The sequence below is a fragment of the Acinetobacter sp. YH12106 genome, assembly GCF_013418995.1.
Lineage (GTDB): Bacteria > Pseudomonadota > Gammaproteobacteria > Pseudomonadales > Moraxellaceae > Acinetobacter > Acinetobacter pseudolwoffii.
Genome location: NZ_VPAV01000015.1, coordinates 50,544 through 68,181, shown reverse-complemented (window position 1 = coordinate 68,181; position 17,638 = coordinate 50,544). Strand labels below are relative to the sequence as shown.

General features: G+C 42.2%; 18 protein-coding genes and 1 pseudogene. 5 read left to right on the top strand and 14 right to left on the bottom strand.

What is annotated here, in order from left to right:
* Window positions 1-282: 282 nt before the first annotated feature.
* Window positions 283-1,455, top strand: a complete 1,173-nt coding sequence (locus FTU45_RS11060) for an iron-containing alcohol dehydrogenase (RefSeq protein ID WP_159516847.1) — start codon at window positions 283-285, stop codon at window positions 1,453-1,455.
* Between the two features lie 510 nt (window positions 1,456-1,965).
* Here the strand turns inward: FTU45_RS11060 and FTU45_RS11055 are convergent.
* Window positions 1,966-3,147, bottom strand: coding sequence for a transcriptional regulator (locus tag FTU45_RS11055; protein WP_159516848.1), 1,182 nt, complete (start codon window positions 3,145-3,147; stop codon window positions 1,966-1,968).
* A gap of 201 nt (window positions 3,148-3,348) precedes the next feature.
* Here FTU45_RS11055 and FTU45_RS11050 point away from each other — a divergent pair, with 201 nt between their 5' ends.
* The gene (locus FTU45_RS11050; protein WP_159516849.1) at window positions 3,349-4,860 is read left to right on the top strand and encodes an aldehyde dehydrogenase family protein; all 1,512 of its coding nucleotides are present in this window, start codon (window positions 3,349-3,351) and stop codon (window positions 4,858-4,860) included.
* A 191-nt stretch (window positions 4,861-5,051) separates the two neighbouring features.
* Window positions 5,052-5,803 (top strand): IS5 family transposase gene (locus FTU45_RS11045; protein ID WP_373685564.1). Its coding sequence is split into 2 segments (ribosomal slippage): window positions 5,052-5,286 and window positions 5,286-5,803, totalling 753 coding nucleotides; the frame shifts between segments, so codons are not numbered across the junction.
* A 77-nt stretch (window positions 5,804-5,880) separates the two neighbouring features.
* Here the strand turns inward: FTU45_RS11045 and pnuC are convergent.
* Genes pnuC through FTU45_RS11030 form a run of 3 tightly spaced genes read right to left on the bottom strand, consistent with a single transcriptional unit; the run spans window position 5,881 to window position 9,943 of the window.
* Complete coding sequence (pnuC, locus tag FTU45_RS11040; RefSeq protein ID WP_103800505.1) at window positions 5,881-6,450, bottom strand: nicotinamide riboside transporter PnuC; 570 nt, start codon at window positions 6,448-6,450, stop codon at window positions 5,881-5,883.
* Window positions 6,451-6,478: 28 nt separating this feature from the next.
* A complete protein-coding gene (locus FTU45_RS11035; protein WP_103800504.1) occupies window positions 6,479-8,698 on the bottom strand; it encodes a TonB-dependent siderophore receptor in 2,220 nt (739 codons plus the stop codon).
* 51 nt (window positions 8,699-8,749) lie between these two features.
* Window positions 8,750-9,943, bottom strand: a complete 1,194-nt coding sequence (locus tag FTU45_RS11030; RefSeq protein ID WP_005093759.1) for a phosphotransferase enzyme family protein — start codon at window positions 9,941-9,943, stop codon at window positions 8,750-8,752.
* 281 nt (window positions 9,944-10,224) lie between these two features.
* Between FTU45_RS11030 and FTU45_RS11025 the strand changes: the two genes are divergently transcribed.
* A protein-coding gene (locus FTU45_RS11025) for an IS5 family transposase (protein WP_087554504.1) occupies window positions 10,225-11,047 on the top strand; the annotation gives its coding sequence in 2 pieces (ribosomal slippage) (window positions 10,225-10,605 and window positions 10,607-11,047; 822 coding nt in all).
* Window positions 11,048-11,090: 43 nt separating this feature from the next.
* On the opposite strand, the gene FTU45_RS11020 is transcribed toward FTU45_RS11025, so the two are convergent.
* The 8 genes from FTU45_RS11020 to FTU45_RS10985 form a co-directional block, all read right to left on the bottom strand.
* The gene (locus FTU45_RS11020) at window positions 11,091-11,780 is read right to left on the bottom strand and encodes a GntR family transcriptional regulator (protein WP_005093757.1); all 690 of its coding nucleotides are present in this window, start codon (window positions 11,778-11,780) and stop codon (window positions 11,091-11,093) included.
* Window positions 11,781-11,987: 207 nt separating this feature from the next.
* Window positions 11,988-12,608 (bottom strand): class I SAM-dependent methyltransferase, encoded by a 621-nt coding sequence (locus FTU45_RS11015; RefSeq protein ID WP_005093755.1) that lies wholly within the window; start codon window positions 12,606-12,608, stop codon window positions 11,988-11,990.
* Window positions 12,609-12,636: 28 nt separating this feature from the next.
* On the bottom strand, window positions 12,637-12,972 hold the full coding sequence (locus tag FTU45_RS11010) for a carboxymuconolactone decarboxylase family protein (protein ID WP_005093752.1): 336 nt from the start codon (window positions 12,970-12,972) through the stop codon (window positions 12,637-12,639).
* A gap of 49 nt (window positions 12,973-13,021) precedes the next feature.
* Window positions 13,022-13,417, bottom strand: coding sequence for a rhodanese-like domain-containing protein (locus tag FTU45_RS11005; protein ID WP_035337430.1), 396 nt, complete (start codon window positions 13,415-13,417; stop codon window positions 13,022-13,024).
* Window positions 13,418-13,516: 99 nt separating this feature from the next.
* Window positions 13,517-14,299, bottom strand: coding sequence for a sulfite exporter TauE/SafE family protein (locus tag FTU45_RS11000; RefSeq protein WP_074382697.1), 783 nt, complete (start codon window positions 14,297-14,299; stop codon window positions 13,517-13,519).
* Window positions 14,300-14,367: 68 nt separating this feature from the next.
* Window positions 14,368-15,240 carry an MBL fold metallo-hydrolase gene (locus FTU45_RS10995; RefSeq protein ID WP_053579072.1) on the bottom strand — a complete coding sequence of 291 codons (873 nt, stop codon included), beginning with the start codon at window positions 15,238-15,240 and terminating at the stop codon, window positions 14,368-14,370.
* A 2-nt stretch (window positions 15,241-15,242) separates the two neighbouring features.
* Entirely contained in the window at window positions 15,243-15,659 is a 417-nt protein-coding gene (locus FTU45_RS10990) for a DUF6691 family protein (RefSeq protein WP_053579073.1), read from the bottom strand.
* A 1-nt stretch (window position 15,660) separates the two neighbouring features.
* Window positions 15,661-16,077: a YeeE/YedE family protein gene (locus FTU45_RS10985; protein ID WP_016659403.1), complete on the bottom strand. Its 417-nt coding sequence runs from the start codon at window positions 16,075-16,077 to the stop codon at window positions 15,661-15,663.
* Between the two features lie 120 nt (window positions 16,078-16,197).
* Here FTU45_RS10985 and FTU45_RS10980 point away from each other — a divergent pair, with 120 nt between their 5' ends.
* Complete coding sequence (locus FTU45_RS10980) at window positions 16,198-16,506, top strand: metalloregulator ArsR/SmtB family transcription factor (RefSeq protein WP_005247061.1); 309 nt, start codon at window positions 16,198-16,200, stop codon at window positions 16,504-16,506.
* Between the two features lie 8 nt (window positions 16,507-16,514).
* Here the strand turns inward: FTU45_RS10980 and FTU45_RS15585 are convergent.
* Both FTU45_RS15585 and dsbG read right to left on the bottom strand, forming a co-directional pair.
* Window positions 16,515-16,826, bottom strand: a pseudogene (locus FTU45_RS15585) (DUF202 domain-containing protein).
* Between the two features lie 64 nt (window positions 16,827-16,890).
* Window positions 16,891-17,631: a thiol:disulfide interchange protein DsbG gene (gene dsbG, locus FTU45_RS10970; RefSeq protein WP_016659404.1), complete on the bottom strand. Its 741-nt coding sequence runs from the start codon at window positions 17,629-17,631 to the stop codon at window positions 16,891-16,893.
* Between the last annotated feature and the right edge of the window lie 7 nt (window positions 17,632-17,638).

Sequence of the window (17,638 nt, the reverse complement as noted above, 5' to 3'; positions counted from 1 at the left end):
CAATACCAGCGCACAGCCCAAAGAATGATTTCGCCCTGAAAATGCCGACCATGGAAAGGATTCATATACTGCACCTTTAGCTAAAACAGTCTTCAGCTTACCATTCGTGGTTATTTGCAACAGTGCCCTTTTAAATACCTCAAATGCATTATTTTGGCTAGAATCAAAAATTTAAATTGGTAGGTATTTGGTAGGTAGGATTCTTTTTAGCTTCATCCAATACTCATATTACGGTGAGGGTCACCGATAAAATAATCAATGGATGGTAGAAGGAATAACACCATGGCTTTTAAAAATATTTCAGATCAAACTAACGGTTTTTATATTCCCTGTGTTTCACTTTTTGGTCCGGGCTGTGCTAAAGAAATCGGGATCAAAGCACAAAATTTAGGCGCCAAGAAAGCACTGATTGTAACTGATGCTGGCCTGTTTAAATTTGGTGTTGCAGATGATATTGCAAATTATTTGAAAGAGGCAGGTGTTGACAGTTATATTTTCCCAGGCGCGGAACCTAATCCAACTGATATTAACGTGCATCATGGAGTTACAGCTTATAATGAAAACGCCTGTGATTTTATTGTATCGTTAGGTGGGGGTTCATCACATGACTGTGCCAAAGGCATCGGTCTGGTCACTGCAGGTGGCGGACATATCCGTGATTATGAAGGGATTGATAAAAGTACCGTTCCGATGACACCACTGATTGCAATCAATACCACGGCAGGGACAGCTTCGGAGATGACACGTTTCTGTATCATTACCAATACCGATACCCATGTGAAAATGGCGATTGTAGATTGGCGTTGTACCCCACTCATTGCGATTGATGACCCTAAACTGATGTTAGCCAAACCTGCAGGCCTGACTGCGGCAACAGGGATGGATGCTCTGACACATGCGGTCGAGGCCTATGTATCTACGGCCGCCAATCCCATCACTGATGCCTGTGCAGAAAAGGCGATCACCATGATCAGTGAATGGCTCAGTCCCGCAGTGGCGAATGGGGATAATCTGGAAGCACGGGATGCCATGAGCTATGCCCAGTATCTTGCAGGCATGGCTTTTAATAATGCCTCTTTAGGTTATGTGCATGCGATGGCGCATCAGCTTGGTGGTTTCTATAACTTGCCACACGGGGTCTGTAATGCGATTTTGCTCCCACATGTCTGTGAGTTTAACCTGATTGCCTGTCCGGAGCGTTATGCCAAAATTGCCCAATTGATGGGGGTGAATATAGAAGGTTTAACTGTAACTGAGGCAGCTTATGAAGCGATTAACGCCATTCGGCAGCTTTCATCGTCAATTGGCATTCCATCAGGTTTAGCGGAATTGAATGTAAAAGAAGCTGACCTCGCCACTATGGCAGAAAATGCGCAAAAAGATGCCTGCATGTTAACCAATCCACGTAAGGCCAGTCATGCTCAAGTCGTGGATATTTTTAAAGCGGCAATGTAATACCTCCTTGTAAGTCTTATTTTCAATCATCTGACTTACACTTTAACAGGCCTTATTTCGCCTACTGAAGAAGTATGCCAATAGCAATTCATTGCTTTTGGCTACCGCTTTTACCTTCATAATAGGATAAAAAATAGAGGGGAATTATTTTATAAGTCCCCTAGCCTAAAAATATCCATGTTTATCCTAGAGCATAAAAATATCCTAATTTCTTCTACTTCGTTCCAGCCAGAAAAAATTTCCCATCGTATGATCTTAATATCATATTTAATCTCTGAGGAATAAACTGTACGTCCTTCATATGAAATGAAGATGATCGTAGCTGATTTTGATGAAGTGAGTCCCCTCAAGCGGCCAAGTAAATGGCATAGCCACTGAAAAATCATCAGATTAATAAAATTTTAGGATCTGATTCAGATGAAATCGACAAGTAAATCTATTGTGAATAGGGATGATGCTGAATATTCCAGGATTTTCCTATATAGCCTTCTACCGCTGAAGGGATTCGTTTTAAAGGTCTTTATATTTTAAAAGAGTTTGATGGACGGGATGGGTTTTGGGCATTAGTTCAATCAGGCGTTCCACCGCATCAATCGCTTCAGGGAAATGCGATACATGTTTCAGCAGGACGTCAGTTTCATTGGCTTTAAAAATGGCATTACTTAGACGTGATTCCAGACAATCTCGCCAGGCACATAAAAATGGACTTTCCGTTTTAGCCAGAAATACGCCAGTACATAATTTTAGGGCAGAATTAATATATCCAGCATCCAGAGACTGTTCGGTAAGTAAAAAATCGGCCTCTACATGTACCAATAATCGGTAAGGCCTAGAACCTAACATGCCCCCCAGTACATCGCGCAACTGCGACATTTCTGCTTTTAAGGTGCCCATACTAACTTTGCGTTCACCATATAAGGCCTGATGCAAGGTATCCAGACTCAAGCCTTGCGGGCATAAGGCCAAAATGGTCAAAATTTCAATCTGGCGAGGGGTCAGAACCAGCATCTTGCCATTAAACAGTATTTGGGGTACTGAAAAAGCCCGAATGAACAGGCGTTGCTTCTGGCATTCTAACAAAGCAGATTGAATGATTGTGGCGCAACGCTCAGCAGCCAACAGGGCCAAACTGTTATGCTTCTGCCAAGTGGTAGATAGATCAATGACACCTAAGATCTGTTTTGAATAGGGATCGATAATCGGTGCAGCATAACAAACCCAGTCATGAATGGAGGACATGTAATGTTCACTGGAAAAGACACAGGTGGATTGTTGCGTTTTTAAGGAGAGTGCCAGTGCATTGGTTCCGACCAGCTCTTCGCGCCATTGCCCACCTTCAATAAAATGTACACTTTCTGCGGCACTTTGCATTTGTGGGCTAGAAGCTGCCCAAATGATGGTACTGCCGATATCTCCGACCGCCAGCACCATAGAAGATTGCTCGGCAATATGTTTTAAATCCTGAGCACAATGTTGCAGGGCTTGGGCTAAAGTTGAGGAAGAAGTGGTCTTTTTTAAATCCGTCAGCGGTGCTGCTAAACGATTCTTCGGGATTTCAGCCGAGGATGAACGTTGCCAGGAGCTGGCAATACTCTGTCCCAGCTGTTCTGCATGTAAGGGAGACAAACTGCTGTTTTGCCGAAGCTGATCAGTATTGTGCCTTTTTTCCATCAAATCTTGTTTTGTCATCATTCCTTATTCTCACAACAATTCATGATTTACATCCGCTGTAATCGTTATTTTTTTAAAATGGATGAAAATATCGTGAACATGCTAGCTCCAACCTTTTTCCAACCTTATACCAGTTATATTAATCAAATAAGATGCAGAAGTACCTTATACCAAAGCTGTAGAAGCGGTTTTGCCATACGAAAATAAGCAAAGGAAATACATATGCGTTACGTCAATCCTAATCAACCTGGTTCAAAAGTTCATTTTAAAGCACAATACGAGAATTTTATTGGCGGCGAATGGGTCGCTCCGGTCAAAGGTGAATACTTTGACAACATCTCTCCGGTAGATGGCAAAGTCTTTACCAAGGTTCCGCGTTCTTCTGTAGAAGACATTGAATTGGCCCTGGATGCAGCGCACAAAGCCAAAGAACAATGGAACAGAGCATCGCCGACCACCCGCTCCAATATTCTGTTGAAAATTGCCGATCGTCTGGAACAAAATCTGGAACTTCTGGCTGTGGCAGAAACCTGGGACAATGGCAAACCGATCCGTGAAACGCTGGCTGCCGATATTCCGCTGGCTATTGACCATTTCCGTTATTTTGCCGGCTGTATTCGTGCGCAGGAAGGCGGCATTTCCGAAATTGATGAAGATACGATTGCTTATCATTTTCATGAGCCGTTGGGCGTCGTGGGTCAGATTATCCCGTGGAACTTTCCGATTCTGATGGCTGTCTGGAAACTGGCACCTGCCCTGGCTGCGGGCAACTGCATTGTGTTGAAACCTGCAGAACAGACTCCGGTCAGCATTCTGGTGCTGGCTGAACTGATTCAGGATATTTTGCCACCGGGTGTCCTGAATATCGTCAATGGTTATGGGGTTGAAGTCGGTCGCCCGCTAGCCACCAACCCACGCATTGCCAAGATTGCCTTTACCGGTTCCACCGCCGTCGGTCAGATGATCATGCAATATGCCACCGAAAATATTATTCCGGTGACGCTGGAACTGGGGGGTAAATCACCGAATCTGTTCTTTGCCGACATCATGGATCAGGAAGACGATTATCTGGACAAAGCGCTGGAAGGTTTTGCCATGTTTGCCCTGAACCAGGGTGAAATCTGCACCTGTCCATCGCGTGCGCTGATCCAGGAAAGTATTGCTGACGAATTTCTGGCGCGTGCCGTTGAACGGGTGAAACGGATTAAAACCGGGCATCCGCTGGATACTGACACCATGATTGGCGCGCAAGCCTCACAGGAACAGCAGGACAAGATTCTGGGCTGTATTGCCACTGGTCGTGAAGAAGGCGCACAGATCCTGACTGGTGGTGAAGCACGTCAGGAAGTGGGTCAAGGTTTCTATATTGAGCCGACTATCTTTAAAGGCACCAATGACATGAAGACCTTCCAGGATGAAATCTTCGGGCCTGTATTGGCTGTGACCACCTTTAAAGACTTTGATGATGCGATCAAGATCGCCAACGATACGATTTACGGACTCGGTGCCGGGGTCTGGTCACGCTCAGCGCATACTTCCTACCGTGCTGGCCGTGCCATTCAGGCCGGTCGGGTCTGGACCAACTGTTATCACATCTACCCTGCGCATGCGGCTTTCGGTGGCTATAAAAAATCCGGCATTGGTCGTGAGAATCACAGAATGATGCTGGATCATTATCAACAAACCAAAAATCTGTTAGTGAGCTATTCGACCAAACCAGCCGGGTTCTTTTAAGAAGTGAAATACATTCAAAGCGAACTTCGGTTCGCTTTGAATGTATGGTAGCTAGCTTTCACAAAATATCAGCAACATCTTCAAGCTGCGGCCAATTCAAATAAAGTTTTTAGGGCGTGTCCTCATTTGAAAAATTGGTTTTAAATACTTAAAATCCTCCTTTAAGCTCTTTTGATTTCTATATTTTTTCAATGGCACGTACTCTTCTCACCGATGATATCTGGCAGCAAATTCAAGATACTATGCGATTACACGGTTGTTACTGTTCAAAGAATAGTAGAAATATCATGGAAGCGATCTTATGGAAACTGCGTACAGGCGCCACATGGCGTGATATTCCCCAAGAATTTTGTCCTTGGCAAACTGCTTACAATCGCTTTAATCGTTGGGCAAGTAAGGGATTGTGGGATAAATTTTTTTTAGATTACGAGGCATCTTGGATCAAGAATGGGTATTCATTGACGGAAGCTACATACGCGTGCATCAACATGCAAGTGGAGCTCGGCATGGTTTCGAAAGAGCAATTGGACAATCACGCGGTGGACGAACAACAAAAATACATCTTGCAACCGACGCGAATGGATTACCGATTGATTTTAAAATCACTGAGGGTGACGTCCACGACAGTCAAGTTGCAAAACAACTGATTGATACGGTAGACGAGGCAACTTATCTCATTGCTGATAAGGGGTATGATGCTGAGCACATTAGAATATATGCCAAGAACAAGAATATGATTCCCATTATTCCATTGAGATCAAACAGTAAGAGATCGAATAAGGAATTTGATAAATATCTATATAAATTAAGACATTTAGTTGAAAATGCTTTTGCGAGATTAAAACATTTCCGTGCTATTGCAACTCGATTTGATAAACTGGCACGCAATTATAAATCTATGATTCGTATAGCCTGTATATTTATTTGGTGCAAAGCCAAATGAGGACACACCCTAGTCTATAAACACTTTTTTTAAAGGAAAGAGCATCACCTCAAATTTCTATTTGCAATAGTGTCATTTCAAGATAATTTCACTCTATAAAGATTTCGCCACATTCTCCAGCCATTCAGTGCAAGAAGAATAAAGAGAAAATAGAGTACGGCTGTTAAATACAATGATTTATGGGTGTACATACCGACATAAATCACATCTAGAACACACCACAAGCCCCAGCTTTCAATATATTTTTTTGCCGCCCAATAACTTGCCACCAAGCTAAAAGAGGCTAACATGGAGTCCAACCAAGGTAGTGACGCTGCGGTAAAATGAGCAAATAAGGCACCAATCACCAGACCAGCGACAATACCCACAATCAGGCTATATACCCAGATTTTTTTATTCAAATAGCCAATCTGTACAGTCAGATCCTGGTCTTGATCTTTCTTCGACCAGCTATACCAGCCATAGAGTTGCATCAAGATAAATACGGCTTGTAATGCTGCGTCTGCAAATAAATTGACACGATAAAAAATAATGATATACAGAAATACAGCGACAATATTCACTACCCAGCAGGCTTTATATTGTTTAGACGTCAACCAGACACCTAAAACATTTAAAATGAACGCTGCAATTTCTATATTTTCCATAGCAATATAACCTGATTAAGCAGCCAATTTAGAAGTTCAGATTGAATGACAAGGTTGCTGTACGCGGCGAACCCAAGAATAAATAATCGTCACCCAAAAATTCACCTGCATCACGCCAGTATTTCTTGTTGAACAGATTATTAATATTCAAGCGTAGCAATGCATCGGTCGTATTTAGCTTAAATTGATAAGCAGCGCCTAAATCAACCACACTATAACCTGCGACTTTCGCAGCACCCTCTTTGTTAGCATATTTGCTGGAACTGTATTGACCACCTGCCAGAACAGTGAAACCTGCAATGCTCGGTACGTTATAGCGAAGATGTGTTGCGAAACGAACTTTTGGCACGTTTTGCGCCTGATGATTGCCATATTCAACCGCTTCTACATTTTCTAAACGGGCTTTAGTCAAGGCTAAAGATGAAGTTAAGGCCAGATGATCGGTTAATGCACCATTCAGTCCGAGCTCCAGACCCTGACTATGTTGTTCGCCTTCCGCAACAAAATAGCGAAGTCCTGAAATCGGCTTGCTATATTGGTTGTCTTGGTGTAAATCAAATAGCGAGGCAGTCAATAAAAACTGCTTGATCTGTTGTTTTAGGCCAATTTCATATTGCTCTGAATAGATCGGCGCTAGAGTTTCAGCAGCATTCTCTGCAAACCAAGGCGCTGTCTTTCCATCTGACAAACCTTTGGCATAAGAGGCATACAGAGTTGTTGACTCTACCGGGCTATAACTCACTGCAAACTGTGGTAAAAATTTGCCTAAATCCGTATCACGAACTTTTATTACCTGCTTACCCTCTGCATCATAAGCATGTGCTTGTTCATCAAGCTCGATCCATTTTCCACCAATCAAAGTAGACCATTTCTCATTCCACTCAATACGATCTAAAACCGTAAAAGCAGTCTGTTCACTATCTAAAGCTTTAAAATAGGGACCGACATCACCTAATTGTTGTTCTACTTGTAGTGGATCCTCATAAATATTACCTGCAATATCTATGTCCTCTGGGTTCTCGTATAAATGTGTATATATGTTTCTATTTAATCCAGGATATCGATCACGAGATTTATTGGTTTGCGTAATATCAAAATTTAGATAATGTTGTGCCCAGTTGGTATCAATCACCCCATCCAATTTGACTTTAAATTGATTGGTCTTAAAGGTGTCATCTGGGTTGCGATAATCATAAATATCATAATTGCCATTAGCGTCAAAGGTGTTGCCTAAGCCATTATATTCACATACCGTGGCATAGCATCCCCAAGCAAATGTTGAATAATCATCAACCTTGGATTTACTGTGCGCTGCAACAAGTCCCAAGTTCCAGTCATCATTCAAGGCATAACTATATTTTAAACCAGTATTCAGACTATCGATCGTGACCGGTTTACCCCAAGTCTGGTAACCAAGCAATCGATCCCATTTCACATTTTCTGGGACTTTGCCATCCAGTAATTGATAGCCTGGCACTGATTTTTGTTCGGAACGCTGTGCTTCAAGATCAAATTCCAATTTAGATTGCTCAGATGTTTTCCAGTCTAAGGCCAATGCCGCTAAATAGCGCTCACCATCCACGTGATCGACATAAGACTCAATCTGCTCATTCACCAGATTGATGCGATATCCGAATTGCTGCTCATCACCCAAAAAACCACCGAGATCAGTTGCCACTGAAAACTGGCCGTGTTGATCGGCAGAGAATGTCAGGGCCTGGATATCTTTGGGTCGCTTGGTGACATAATTGACCACACCACCCGGGGTCGACATACCACTTTGAATCGCGGAAATGCCTTTTAAAATTTCCACACGTTCTTTGTTTTCAAGTGCAACGTTTTGTTCACCACGAATCACATTGCCATTAATGAGGTAGCTTGATGCCAAATCGAGTTCAAAGCCACGCGAGACAAAGTTTGGATAATAGCCAATTGCAGCATAGCCATCACCGATGGCTGCATCATTTTTTACCACATCGCTCAGCACGCGAGCATGTTGTTCAGCAATGAGATCGGCAGTCACGATAGAGACCGATGCAGGTATTTTTTGCAGACTGTCCGTAGCAAATCCCTCGACATTCACTTTGGCACTCGAGTAAGGGATGCTTTGATCGGCTGTAATGACAATCGTGTCAAGCTGTTGAACATCGTCTTCAGCATAAGTCAGCGGGGCTAAACAAAGCTGCGACAGAATGATCATATTTAAAGATCGGGTTAATACATTCTGTTTGAGTTGACGATTGTTCATACGAAACCTTATGTATTTGAAGTGGGTGATGATGCCGGGTTTAGAGAGCAACTAAGAAGAGTGCAATTCGTGTTGAATGAGCCGGGTTAAAGTCTGGGTAAATTGTTGGCCTTGTTCGCCAAAGAACCAGTCCACATGACCGATAATCCAGTCGTAATAAGCCGCATCTGCATGGTTGAGGTTGTGGGTAATGCCCACAAAATACTCCAGCTCTGAAAAAGCGAAATCCAGATGCACGATTTTCAGCAGTTCTGGCAAAATACTAAAATCTTCTTGTGGATGTATCTCGGAAAAATAAGCATGGAGAAAAGCGGTTAAACCGGCTTCATCAATCGGAATATGTGGGTTCTGCTTTAATTCCAACCAATCAATGAAATTACGTTCAATCGTCACAGCCAGATCATAAAGTGCCGAATTTCGGTCAGATAAACCAAAATCAATTACGGCAGTAATCTCCGCTTTGGCATCCGGTGCTGACCAAAATAGATTAGAAGCGTGTAAATCGTTATGGGTCCAAATTCTGCTTGCCTGTTGCAATACAGGCTGAATACGCTGGTGAACCTGTAAGATTTGATCTAAAAAGTAAGGATCTAAATTTTTGTCGGCACAGTAACGGCTTAATTCTGGACTGTTTACAATGCGCCGTTGAATGGCTGTAACGATATTTTCACTGTTTAAAAGCTGCTGATTGGACAATAAATAAGATGCTGATCGGCCTTGCCGCTCAGGAAAATCCTGCATGGCCATATGTAAGCTTGCCAGTAATTGCCCCGCTTTCGCAGCATGTTCAGCATAGAAAAAAGGTTTCCAGGATTGCTGATCTGCATACAGATCTAAGCCGGCTGCTTTTGCATAGACTTCATAGGTCCAGTCACCTAGCTCTAAAGCGGTCAGACCTTGATTTGAGCTAATCAATGCTGCAACAGGAATTTCTTTGCTAGCTAAATGCTGAAGAACGGCATGCTCCTGTAAAATATCGCGGGCACGACGAAAGGAACAATGGCTGCGCTTAATCAAATACTGATGCGCGACTATTTCATCCCTGCTCACAAGATCCTGCTCTACTTTAACCAATACTGCAGATGAAAATGGCCGTGGACTACACCACAAAATCTGAATATGACCTTGTAAACAGGAATACTGCTGCTGCAGGCTTTGTAATTCTGGATCAGAAATATGTGCCCAGTCTTTATTTTCCCAGGCATTGCCCATACCATGACCTAAATCATCAGTCATTGTGGTCATTATCAATATCCCTGAGCCAGATCATCATGTGGTAATGGAGAGTCATCATTTAAGCAAACATCTACACAGTATTTTCAAATACATTTAATATTTAAGGTTTGTCCCAAAATTAAGTGGTACATACCAGTATTAAATTGGATGAAAGTTTAGCCTTTTAAATATAAAAATAGAATGCTTAATAATTAAAATTATTTTAAAAATAAAAAATCCTAAAAACACAGAAGTTTTTAGGATTTGAATAGATCTCTTGCGAAAGTAAAAACCACCTCAATATAAATTTCATGAGATATCAGAAATTAAATCGTTTTTCAGATTCTGAATTCAAACGCTTGGTTGGCGTACCTCGACAAGTTTTTACTGAAATGGTAGAGGTTTTAGAAAAAGCAGAATCACTCAAAAAGAAATCAGGTCGTCCTCATACTTTAGATATAGAGGATCAGTTGTTATTAACTCTCAATTACTTACGGAACTACAGCACTCAACTGGAATTAGCGGCAAATTACCATATCGCTGAAAGTAATGTGAATCGAACCATTAAAAAGGTTGAAGATGCATTGATGAAATCAAGACGTTTTACTCTGCCAAAACGAAGCATTACCACAGCAGACGAACACTTTAACTGGGTCATTATTGATGCGACAGAATGTTCAATAGAACGTCCGAAAAAAAAATCAGAGTAAGTTCTACAGTGGTAAAAAGAAGAAACATACGCTAAAAGCACAAGTGATCTATCATCCGAACAGCAAACAAATCATAGGGCTAGATATATCGAATGGCAGTCAGCATGATATTAAATTGGCAAGAAAAACGGTTAAGAAATTCAAACATTGTGAATATGTTATGACCGATTTAGGGTACTACGGATTAGAGCAAGATGGCTTTAAATTATTGATGCCAATAAAGAAAAAGAAGAATTTACCCTTATTTGATGTTGAGAAAAGGTACAATAAAATGATTGGAAAAATACGAGTTGTGATCGAACACATTAATAGTCAATTGAAAACATTTAGAATATTAAGTGAACGCTATCGAAATAGACGGAAAAGATTCGGTTTACGCATTAACTTAATTGCTGCACTCGTAAACCGGATAAACTTGCAATAATGACTTTCGCAAGAGATCTAATGGATTGGAGATAAATATAAGCTTATGCGTGAATATCTAGGGTCATTTCAATTTTGTCCTGAGACCAGATTTCGATGTCATATTCAATCACCAGATCGTTTGATTTTGAAATACGTTCAATGTAAGTTGCTGTTTGGCTTATAGGAATTCCTAAATATTGGCTCTCAAAATGAGAGACACCGGTATTTTTAATTTTTAACTGACTACTCGTATAATCATAATCAAAGTGATTTTTAATGACATCTTGGACCGAAGTAATCACGTCATAATTCAGCACATCTGGAAATAGCGCAACAGGCAGATAATTGTATTCAAGGAGTACCGGGACATCATCAGCATAACGTAAACGGATAATTTCAATAAAGCCGAGTCTTCTCGTTGCTTCACTAAAAACATCACTGTGATCAAATCGCTCCAGCTGTCTGGTCGAGATCAGTTCTGTTCTGGCATTAAAACCCTGTGCCTTCATATAAGAACGAAAATTTTCAATTGAGTTTGGATAGTATTGAATTTTTTTATTACTCACAAACCAGCCGAGATTTTGCCGTTTGTAAATTTTATCTTCGGCACGAAGCTGTTCATAAGCCTTACGCACTGTTTCCCTTGAACAGTTAAACTTTAATGCCAAGTAACGTTCCGATGGAATCATTTGATTAGAACTGTATTTTTTCAATTCAGCCTCAATCAAATCTCTGATTTCCATATACTTCATTCAGTGAATCCAGCTCGTCAGCGTAAGTTATATTGATGGTACTAAATTAAAGAACAGAGGAAAATTAAAAAAGGTACAGATCAGTAAAAAGATACATTCCCTAGTCTTAATGAGAATTTTTACGGTAATGGTAATCCCCCCTAAAAATATTGATGATGAGAATGCAGGACCTTATCGTCAGCAAAATGTATTAAATTCACTTATGCTCTACTTCCTCACTTGTATCGCAAATTGAATAACATGGCATTTACCACAATGTAATTTTCCCTCCTGCCTTTCTTGCTCCCCGACATAAAAGTGATGGATGTGGTCCTGTCCGAAGACTTCTAGAATGCAACGAGGATCGTATAAATATTCGACATTTGAAGGACCACCGGTTTTATAGTCGATCTGTTCCTTTGAATATAGCTCACCAATAAACCACCCACCGTTGAGCAAGGATTTTCTTATGCCTTCTAAAACCTGTTTTTGTGTTTCTATATCGAAATGACCAAATACACAGATCACATTTTGATAAAACTCCGATGGCCATTGAGCTACTGTTAAATCAACATGTTTAAGTTCAACTTTTATCCCTTGGGCTTCAGCCTTGCTGGACAGATGCGTCAAAGCAACATCAGAATAATCCCAGACTTCCGCTGAAAAAGGGTAACCCTGCTGTCTTGCCCGCTCAGCCAGGTATAAGATATTCCGTCCTTCACCTTCAGCAATTGCCAGTGTTTTACCCTCTATTCGGATTTTGTCCGAAATTTGCTGAATGAAAAGATTTGCTGCTGTGCCATACAGATCTTGCGTCCGGGCATACAATTCATTCCAGTGCTGACTCATTTCAGCCTCCATTTACTAAACGATTCAATCAGCTGGAAAACTCTTTAAATGCCTCTAGGGCATTTGCGGCATACATCAATGAAGGTCCTCCACCCATATAGACGGCAACGCCTAAAACTTCTTCCAGTTCCCGTAGGGTCATGCCCATTTTGACTAAGGTTCGAACATGAAAACCGATACAACCATCACAACGTGCCGCCACACCAATCGCCAAGGCAATTAACTCCTTGGTTTTCGGATCAATCACGCCATCACGCATAGCAGTCTGTGACAATTGGTTAAAACTTTTCATTAAATCAGGCGAATCCTGACTTAAAGTTCTTAAACTGCCCGAAATGTTCTGGGTTAATTCTTTGTATTTCATTGCTTCACCTCAAATAAAGAAATCAGCATTCATTTATATATTCAATAGCTTATTTTTCTACCGGATAGCCCTGTTCCAGCCAGGCCTGGTAACCACCCTGAACCGACTTGACCTGGGTAAAACCCATATTCTGTAAGGTATCGGTTGCCAGTGCTGAACGTCCACCCGTACCACAAATCAAATAAATCGGCTGATCTTTAAGATGTTCCAGTGCCTGCTGGGTATCACAATGATGACTGGCTAAGGGATGCTGGTGAATTCGCATTTCCAAAATACCACGTGGATAATTCACCGCCCGGTCTATCGCTGCTGCTTGGAATTCATCTGGTTCCCGAACATCAATCAGTATGGTTTTATGGTTTTGCATCGCCTCAAACAATTCATTTACGCTGACTTCCTGAATCCGGCTTTTTGCATTCCGGATCAATTGCTCTGCAGTTTTCATCATTTTCATTCTTCCTCGGCCATTAAAACGATATTCACATTGCATAAACGATGCTCAGGGAGATTAAAGCGCTTTAGTTTAGGTACTTAATCGTCTGTTTTAGCCCATGAGCGCTGAATAGATTAAATACATAGCTACCCCAACCACGGTTGTGGCAAATATTTTCTGTACCTTGTTACTGTCAATCCGATGCATCAGACTGCGTCCAATGAACATCCCGACAATACAGGCCAGGACAAAGGCCAGTGTGACCGAAACAGGATATTGAAAGCCCTCCAGTACGTGTGCAGAAATGCTGACCCCACCAATCAGGAAAATAATCATGAGAGAGGTCGCCACGATGCTGCGCATATCGAGATCGGTGAATTTACGCAGGGCTGGAACAATAACAAAACCACCCCCAACGCCAAGCAGACCCGTTAATAAACCTGCCACTACACCAATACCAGCCAGAAAGGAGGCCGTTTTCACATTCCAGATCAGACGACCGGTCGTTTGATTGACCTTGCACGGTGCATTACCATGATCATGGACTTTATTAAAGAAGATCCGGTAAGCAACAATCAGCATGACCAGACTGAAAGCCAGCGTCAGCCAGACTGGAGAAACGATATCAGCCAGATGCACGCCATAACGGGCTGAAGGAATACTGATCAGCGCGATCCAGAGCGCAGCGCGATAACGTACAATACGCTTGAATAAACCTTCGAACGTTCCAACCAAGGCCGACAGCGTGACTGCCAGCAAGCCCACCGGCGCAGCCTGAGCTACCGTCCAACCCTGACTCGCCATCAGTGCCGGTACAGCCAGAATGCCGCCACCAGCACCGGTTAGACCCAGCAAGCCACCAATCGCCAATCCTTCCAGTATTAATGCCCACATCGCCCTCTCCCTTATCCACAAAAATGATTCAATAAAGGTTGAACTTTTTGTTGAATCACGACACAAGCTTATTTGAAGTAGTTAAGAGGAAGCTTGAGGTAAGAAACACCATTTTGCTCTGGCTCAGGAAACTGCCCTGCTTTCATATTGATCTGAATCGCCGGTAGAATCAGTTTAGGCATACTCAGTCCTGAATCCCGCTGGTTGCGCATCTGAGCAAATTCAGCTTTACTGATTCCCTGATGAATATGAATATTCTGTGTCTTTTGTGTCTGTATATCAGATTCACACACATAGGATTCACGTGTTTCAGGCAAATAGTCATGACATAAAAAGACCCGGGTATCTTCTGGCAACTGAAACAGGCTTTGTACCGAATCATAAAGCTGTTCTGCACTGCCACGCGGAAAGTCACAACGTGCTGTACCATAATCTGGCATAAACAGGGTATCACCCACAAAAACCGCATCACCAATCACATAACTCAGGCAAGCAGGCGTATGTCCCGGTGTTGGAATGTTATAGGCTTTCAATGTTCCGATTTGGAACGACTCATGATCTTCAAATAAATAATCAAAGAGCTGCTGGGCATTCCATTGTTTAATATCCAGATGATAAATCGCGCCAAAAGTTTGCTGAACAATACCAATTTTCTGGCTCATGGCAATCTTGCCACCTAACTCAGCTTTGAGGTATTGCGCTGCAGTCAGATGATCAGCATGGACATGGGTTTCCAGAATCCACTCGACCGTTAAACCCTGCTCTTTAATATAGGCAATAATTTTATCGGCATGAATAGTTGAGGTACTTGCTGATGCCGGATCGTAATCCAGAACGCTATCAATAATGGCGCAGGCTTTGGTTGCAGGATCACGTACAACATAACTGAAGGTATTGGTATCTTCGTGAAAAAAATCTTTTACTATAGGTAAGTTTGACATCGTTAAGCTCCTGACCATTTACGGTGAATCCATACACCCACCAGCATTGCTACAATAAAATAGAGCACTTGATAGTGGCCCAAACCGATCAAGGTGAAACTTGGCGCCGGACAGATGCCGGCAATGCCCCAACCTGCACCAAATAAAACCGCACCTGTGATCAGTTTTTTATCTATCTGATTATTTTTAGGTAAATCAATAGGGTCATTAAATACTGTTTTCGGTTGCGCCGTACGTAATGCTTTCTGGAAGGGAATAAAGGCCACCGCAATCGCGCCCATCATGACAAAGGCCAGACTGGCATCCCAATCGCCAAACAGATCCAGGAAATCGAGTACTTTTTCCGGATTGGACATGCCTGATACCATCAATCCCACAGAGAACAGCGCACCAAATAAAAAGGCAAACACATTTTTCATTTTAGAATGCTCCTGTGATATGACGGATAATATAAACAGCGACAAAACCTGCAAACATGAAAGTCATGGTCGCGATGATAGAACGCTTAGACAGGCGACTGATGCCACAAATTCCGTGACCACTGGTACAGCCCGAACCTAAGCGTGTCCCAAAGCCCACTAGCAGACCTGCCACAATCATCATCAGTGGGCTGGCATTCAATTCGATTTCAGGTTGTACAAACAGACCATAAATAAACGGTGTGAGGATCAAGCCTAATAAAAACCAGATTGCAGGCGTTTTAAACATGGTTTTTGAGTTTAATACTTGCCCAATCAAACCACTGATTCCTGCAATACGGCCATTGACGTAAAGATAACCAACTACGGAAAGCCCGAGCATTAAGCCGCCAATAAATGCGATGAGGAAGTCATGCATGATGAATTAATCCCTATACAATATACTTTTTTATATTATATAATAAAAAATATTAATCAAGCAGTTTTATGGTAAATTATGTAAACTGCACGGGCTACATCAAAAGTTGTGAGGACATTTATGGATATGATTGCTGAAAATGCCAAAATTGATTTTTCTCAAGTCGATTTCGTCAGCCAATGCCTAAAAGTTTTGGCCAATCCTGATCGTCTGAAAATCTTATGTGTCCTGGTCGATGGGGAAATGAATGTTCAGGAAATTGAAGAATCTACTGACATTCATCAACCTACACTTTCACAACAGCTGACTGTATTGCGTAAGGCCAACATGGTTGGCACCCGACGTGAGGGCAAGCAGATTTTCTATCGTCTGAGTGATCCCAAGGTCTTGAGCCTGATGCAAAAGCTGTACGAGCTGTATTGCGCCTAGCCCTCCTCTTAATGCAACCAAAAAGAAATGATCAGAAGCAGCCCGCTAAAAGCAGTAAACAGGTTTAGCCATACAGGATGCTGGGTATAATAACCTTCAATAAATTCCGGCGGTCCCAGTGATGTCCATCCCCCTCGATATTGCAGGATTGAGGCGATATTCACCAACATGCAAAACACAATCACCGCAATCCCCATCCACTGTGCATAGGCTATTTTTTATGCATAACGTTCATGATCGACTAATTACAATAGCCGGTTGGATTTTTCAATCACAAAACCAAATGCAATTAATGTCAGACCATTCCGGTTCCCTGCCAGAGCGGTTCATTCCAAAGCAAACAATACCCGTGGATGATCCAAAGTGGACATATCTCATCCGATCTTATTGTTCAAAAATTTCTTTGACGTCCATCGCCAGGCCTTGAGTAGATTTAAATTCACCCTGGTTATTTTTCCAGGCCATCGACGGTGTGGAGAAAAAGCCGTATTTCCCCATTAGGGCCTGGTTGGCATCAATTTTTGCAGCAATTTCTGCAGGAATCTTTGCCATTTTCTTGAGCTGCTTTTTGCCTTTATTCTTGTTTATATCATTAAAAACTGCTGCTGGATTTTTCGACATTAACAATGTTGCCACCTGACCACGGCTTTCTTCACGGATCACACCGACCTGAATATGACGCAGCTGTACCTTGCCTGATTCGACCCAAGGCCGAGCCGCCTGCCAGAATTTATAGCAATATGGACAATTCGGATCGGAAAAGACATAAACCACTCGTGGTGCATCCGGCTTGCCATCCTGAATCCAGGTCGATTTTTCCAGGGTTTTCCAGACATCATCCAATACCGCTTTTTTCATATGCTTTTCAATCTGCTCATTGGACAGGCTTTTCCCTTGCGCATCAAACAGTTCGCCCTTGATATAATATTTGTCATCGTTGGAGATAAATACTGTATTGGAGTACTGGTCTTCATGCCCCACCCAACCGGTCATTCCTTGCGGTGCCGGAATCTGTTTTACAAACACAAAACCCTGTTTTTCAATATTCTGTTTAATATTCGCCTGCGTGTGCATGCTCATGATCAGGAACATGCCTGCACCCAGTACCCGGTAAATTCTGTTCATACTAAGT

Excerpts from the sequence above, each read along its gene's own strand:
- FTU45_RS11060 (WP_159516847.1), top strand. The coding sequence starts at position 283 with ATGGCTTTTAAAAATATTTCAGATCAAACTAACGGTTTTTATATTCCC.
- FTU45_RS11055 (WP_159516848.1), bottom strand. The coding sequence starts at position 3,147 with ATGATGACAAAACAAGATTTGATGGAAAAAAGGCACAATACTGATCAG.
- FTU45_RS11050 (WP_159516849.1), top strand. The coding sequence starts at position 3,349 with ATGCGTTACGTCAATCCTAATCAACCTGGTTCAAAAGTTCATTTTAAA.
- pnuC (WP_103800505.1), bottom strand. The coding sequence starts at position 6,450 with ATGGAAAATATAGAAATTGCAGCGTTCATTTTAAATGTTTTAGGTGTC.
- FTU45_RS11035 (WP_103800504.1), bottom strand. The coding sequence starts at position 8,698 with ATGAACAATCGTCAACTCAAACAGAATGTATTAACCCGATCTTTAAAT.
- FTU45_RS11030 (WP_005093759.1), bottom strand. The coding sequence starts at position 9,943 with ATGACCACAATGACTGATGATTTAGGTCATGGTATGGGCAATGCCTGG.
- FTU45_RS11020 (WP_005093757.1), bottom strand. The coding sequence starts at position 11,780 with ATGAAGTATATGGAAATCAGAGATTTGATTGAGGCTGAATTGAAAAAA.
- FTU45_RS11015 (WP_005093755.1), bottom strand. The coding sequence starts at position 12,608 with ATGAGTCAGCACTGGAATGAATTGTATGCCCGGACGCAAGATCTGTAT.
- FTU45_RS11010 (WP_005093752.1), bottom strand. The coding sequence starts at position 12,972 with ATGAAATACAAAGAATTAACCCAGAACATTTCGGGCAGTTTAAGAACT.
- FTU45_RS11005 (WP_035337430.1), bottom strand. The coding sequence starts at position 13,417 with ATGAAAACTGCAGAGCAATTGATCCGGAATGCAAAAAGCCGGATTCAG.
- FTU45_RS11000 (WP_074382697.1), bottom strand. The coding sequence starts at position 14,299 with ATGTGGGCATTAATACTGGAAGGATTGGCGATTGGTGGCTTGCTGGGT.
- FTU45_RS10995 (WP_053579072.1), bottom strand. The coding sequence starts at position 15,240 with ATGTCAAACTTACCTATAGTAAAAGATTTTTTTCACGAAGATACCAAT.
- FTU45_RS10990 (WP_053579073.1), bottom strand. The coding sequence starts at position 15,659 with ATGAAAAATGTGTTTGCCTTTTTATTTGGTGCGCTGTTCTCTGTGGGA.
- FTU45_RS10985 (WP_016659403.1), bottom strand. The coding sequence starts at position 16,077 with ATGCATGACTTCCTCATCGCATTTATTGGCGGCTTAATGCTCGGGCTT.
- FTU45_RS10980 (WP_005247061.1), top strand. The coding sequence starts at position 16,198 with ATGGATATGATTGCTGAAAATGCCAAAATTGATTTTTCTCAAGTCGAT.
- dsbG (WP_016659404.1), bottom strand. The coding sequence starts at position 17,631 with ATGAACAGAATTTACCGGGTACTGGGTGCAGGCATGTTCCTGATCATG.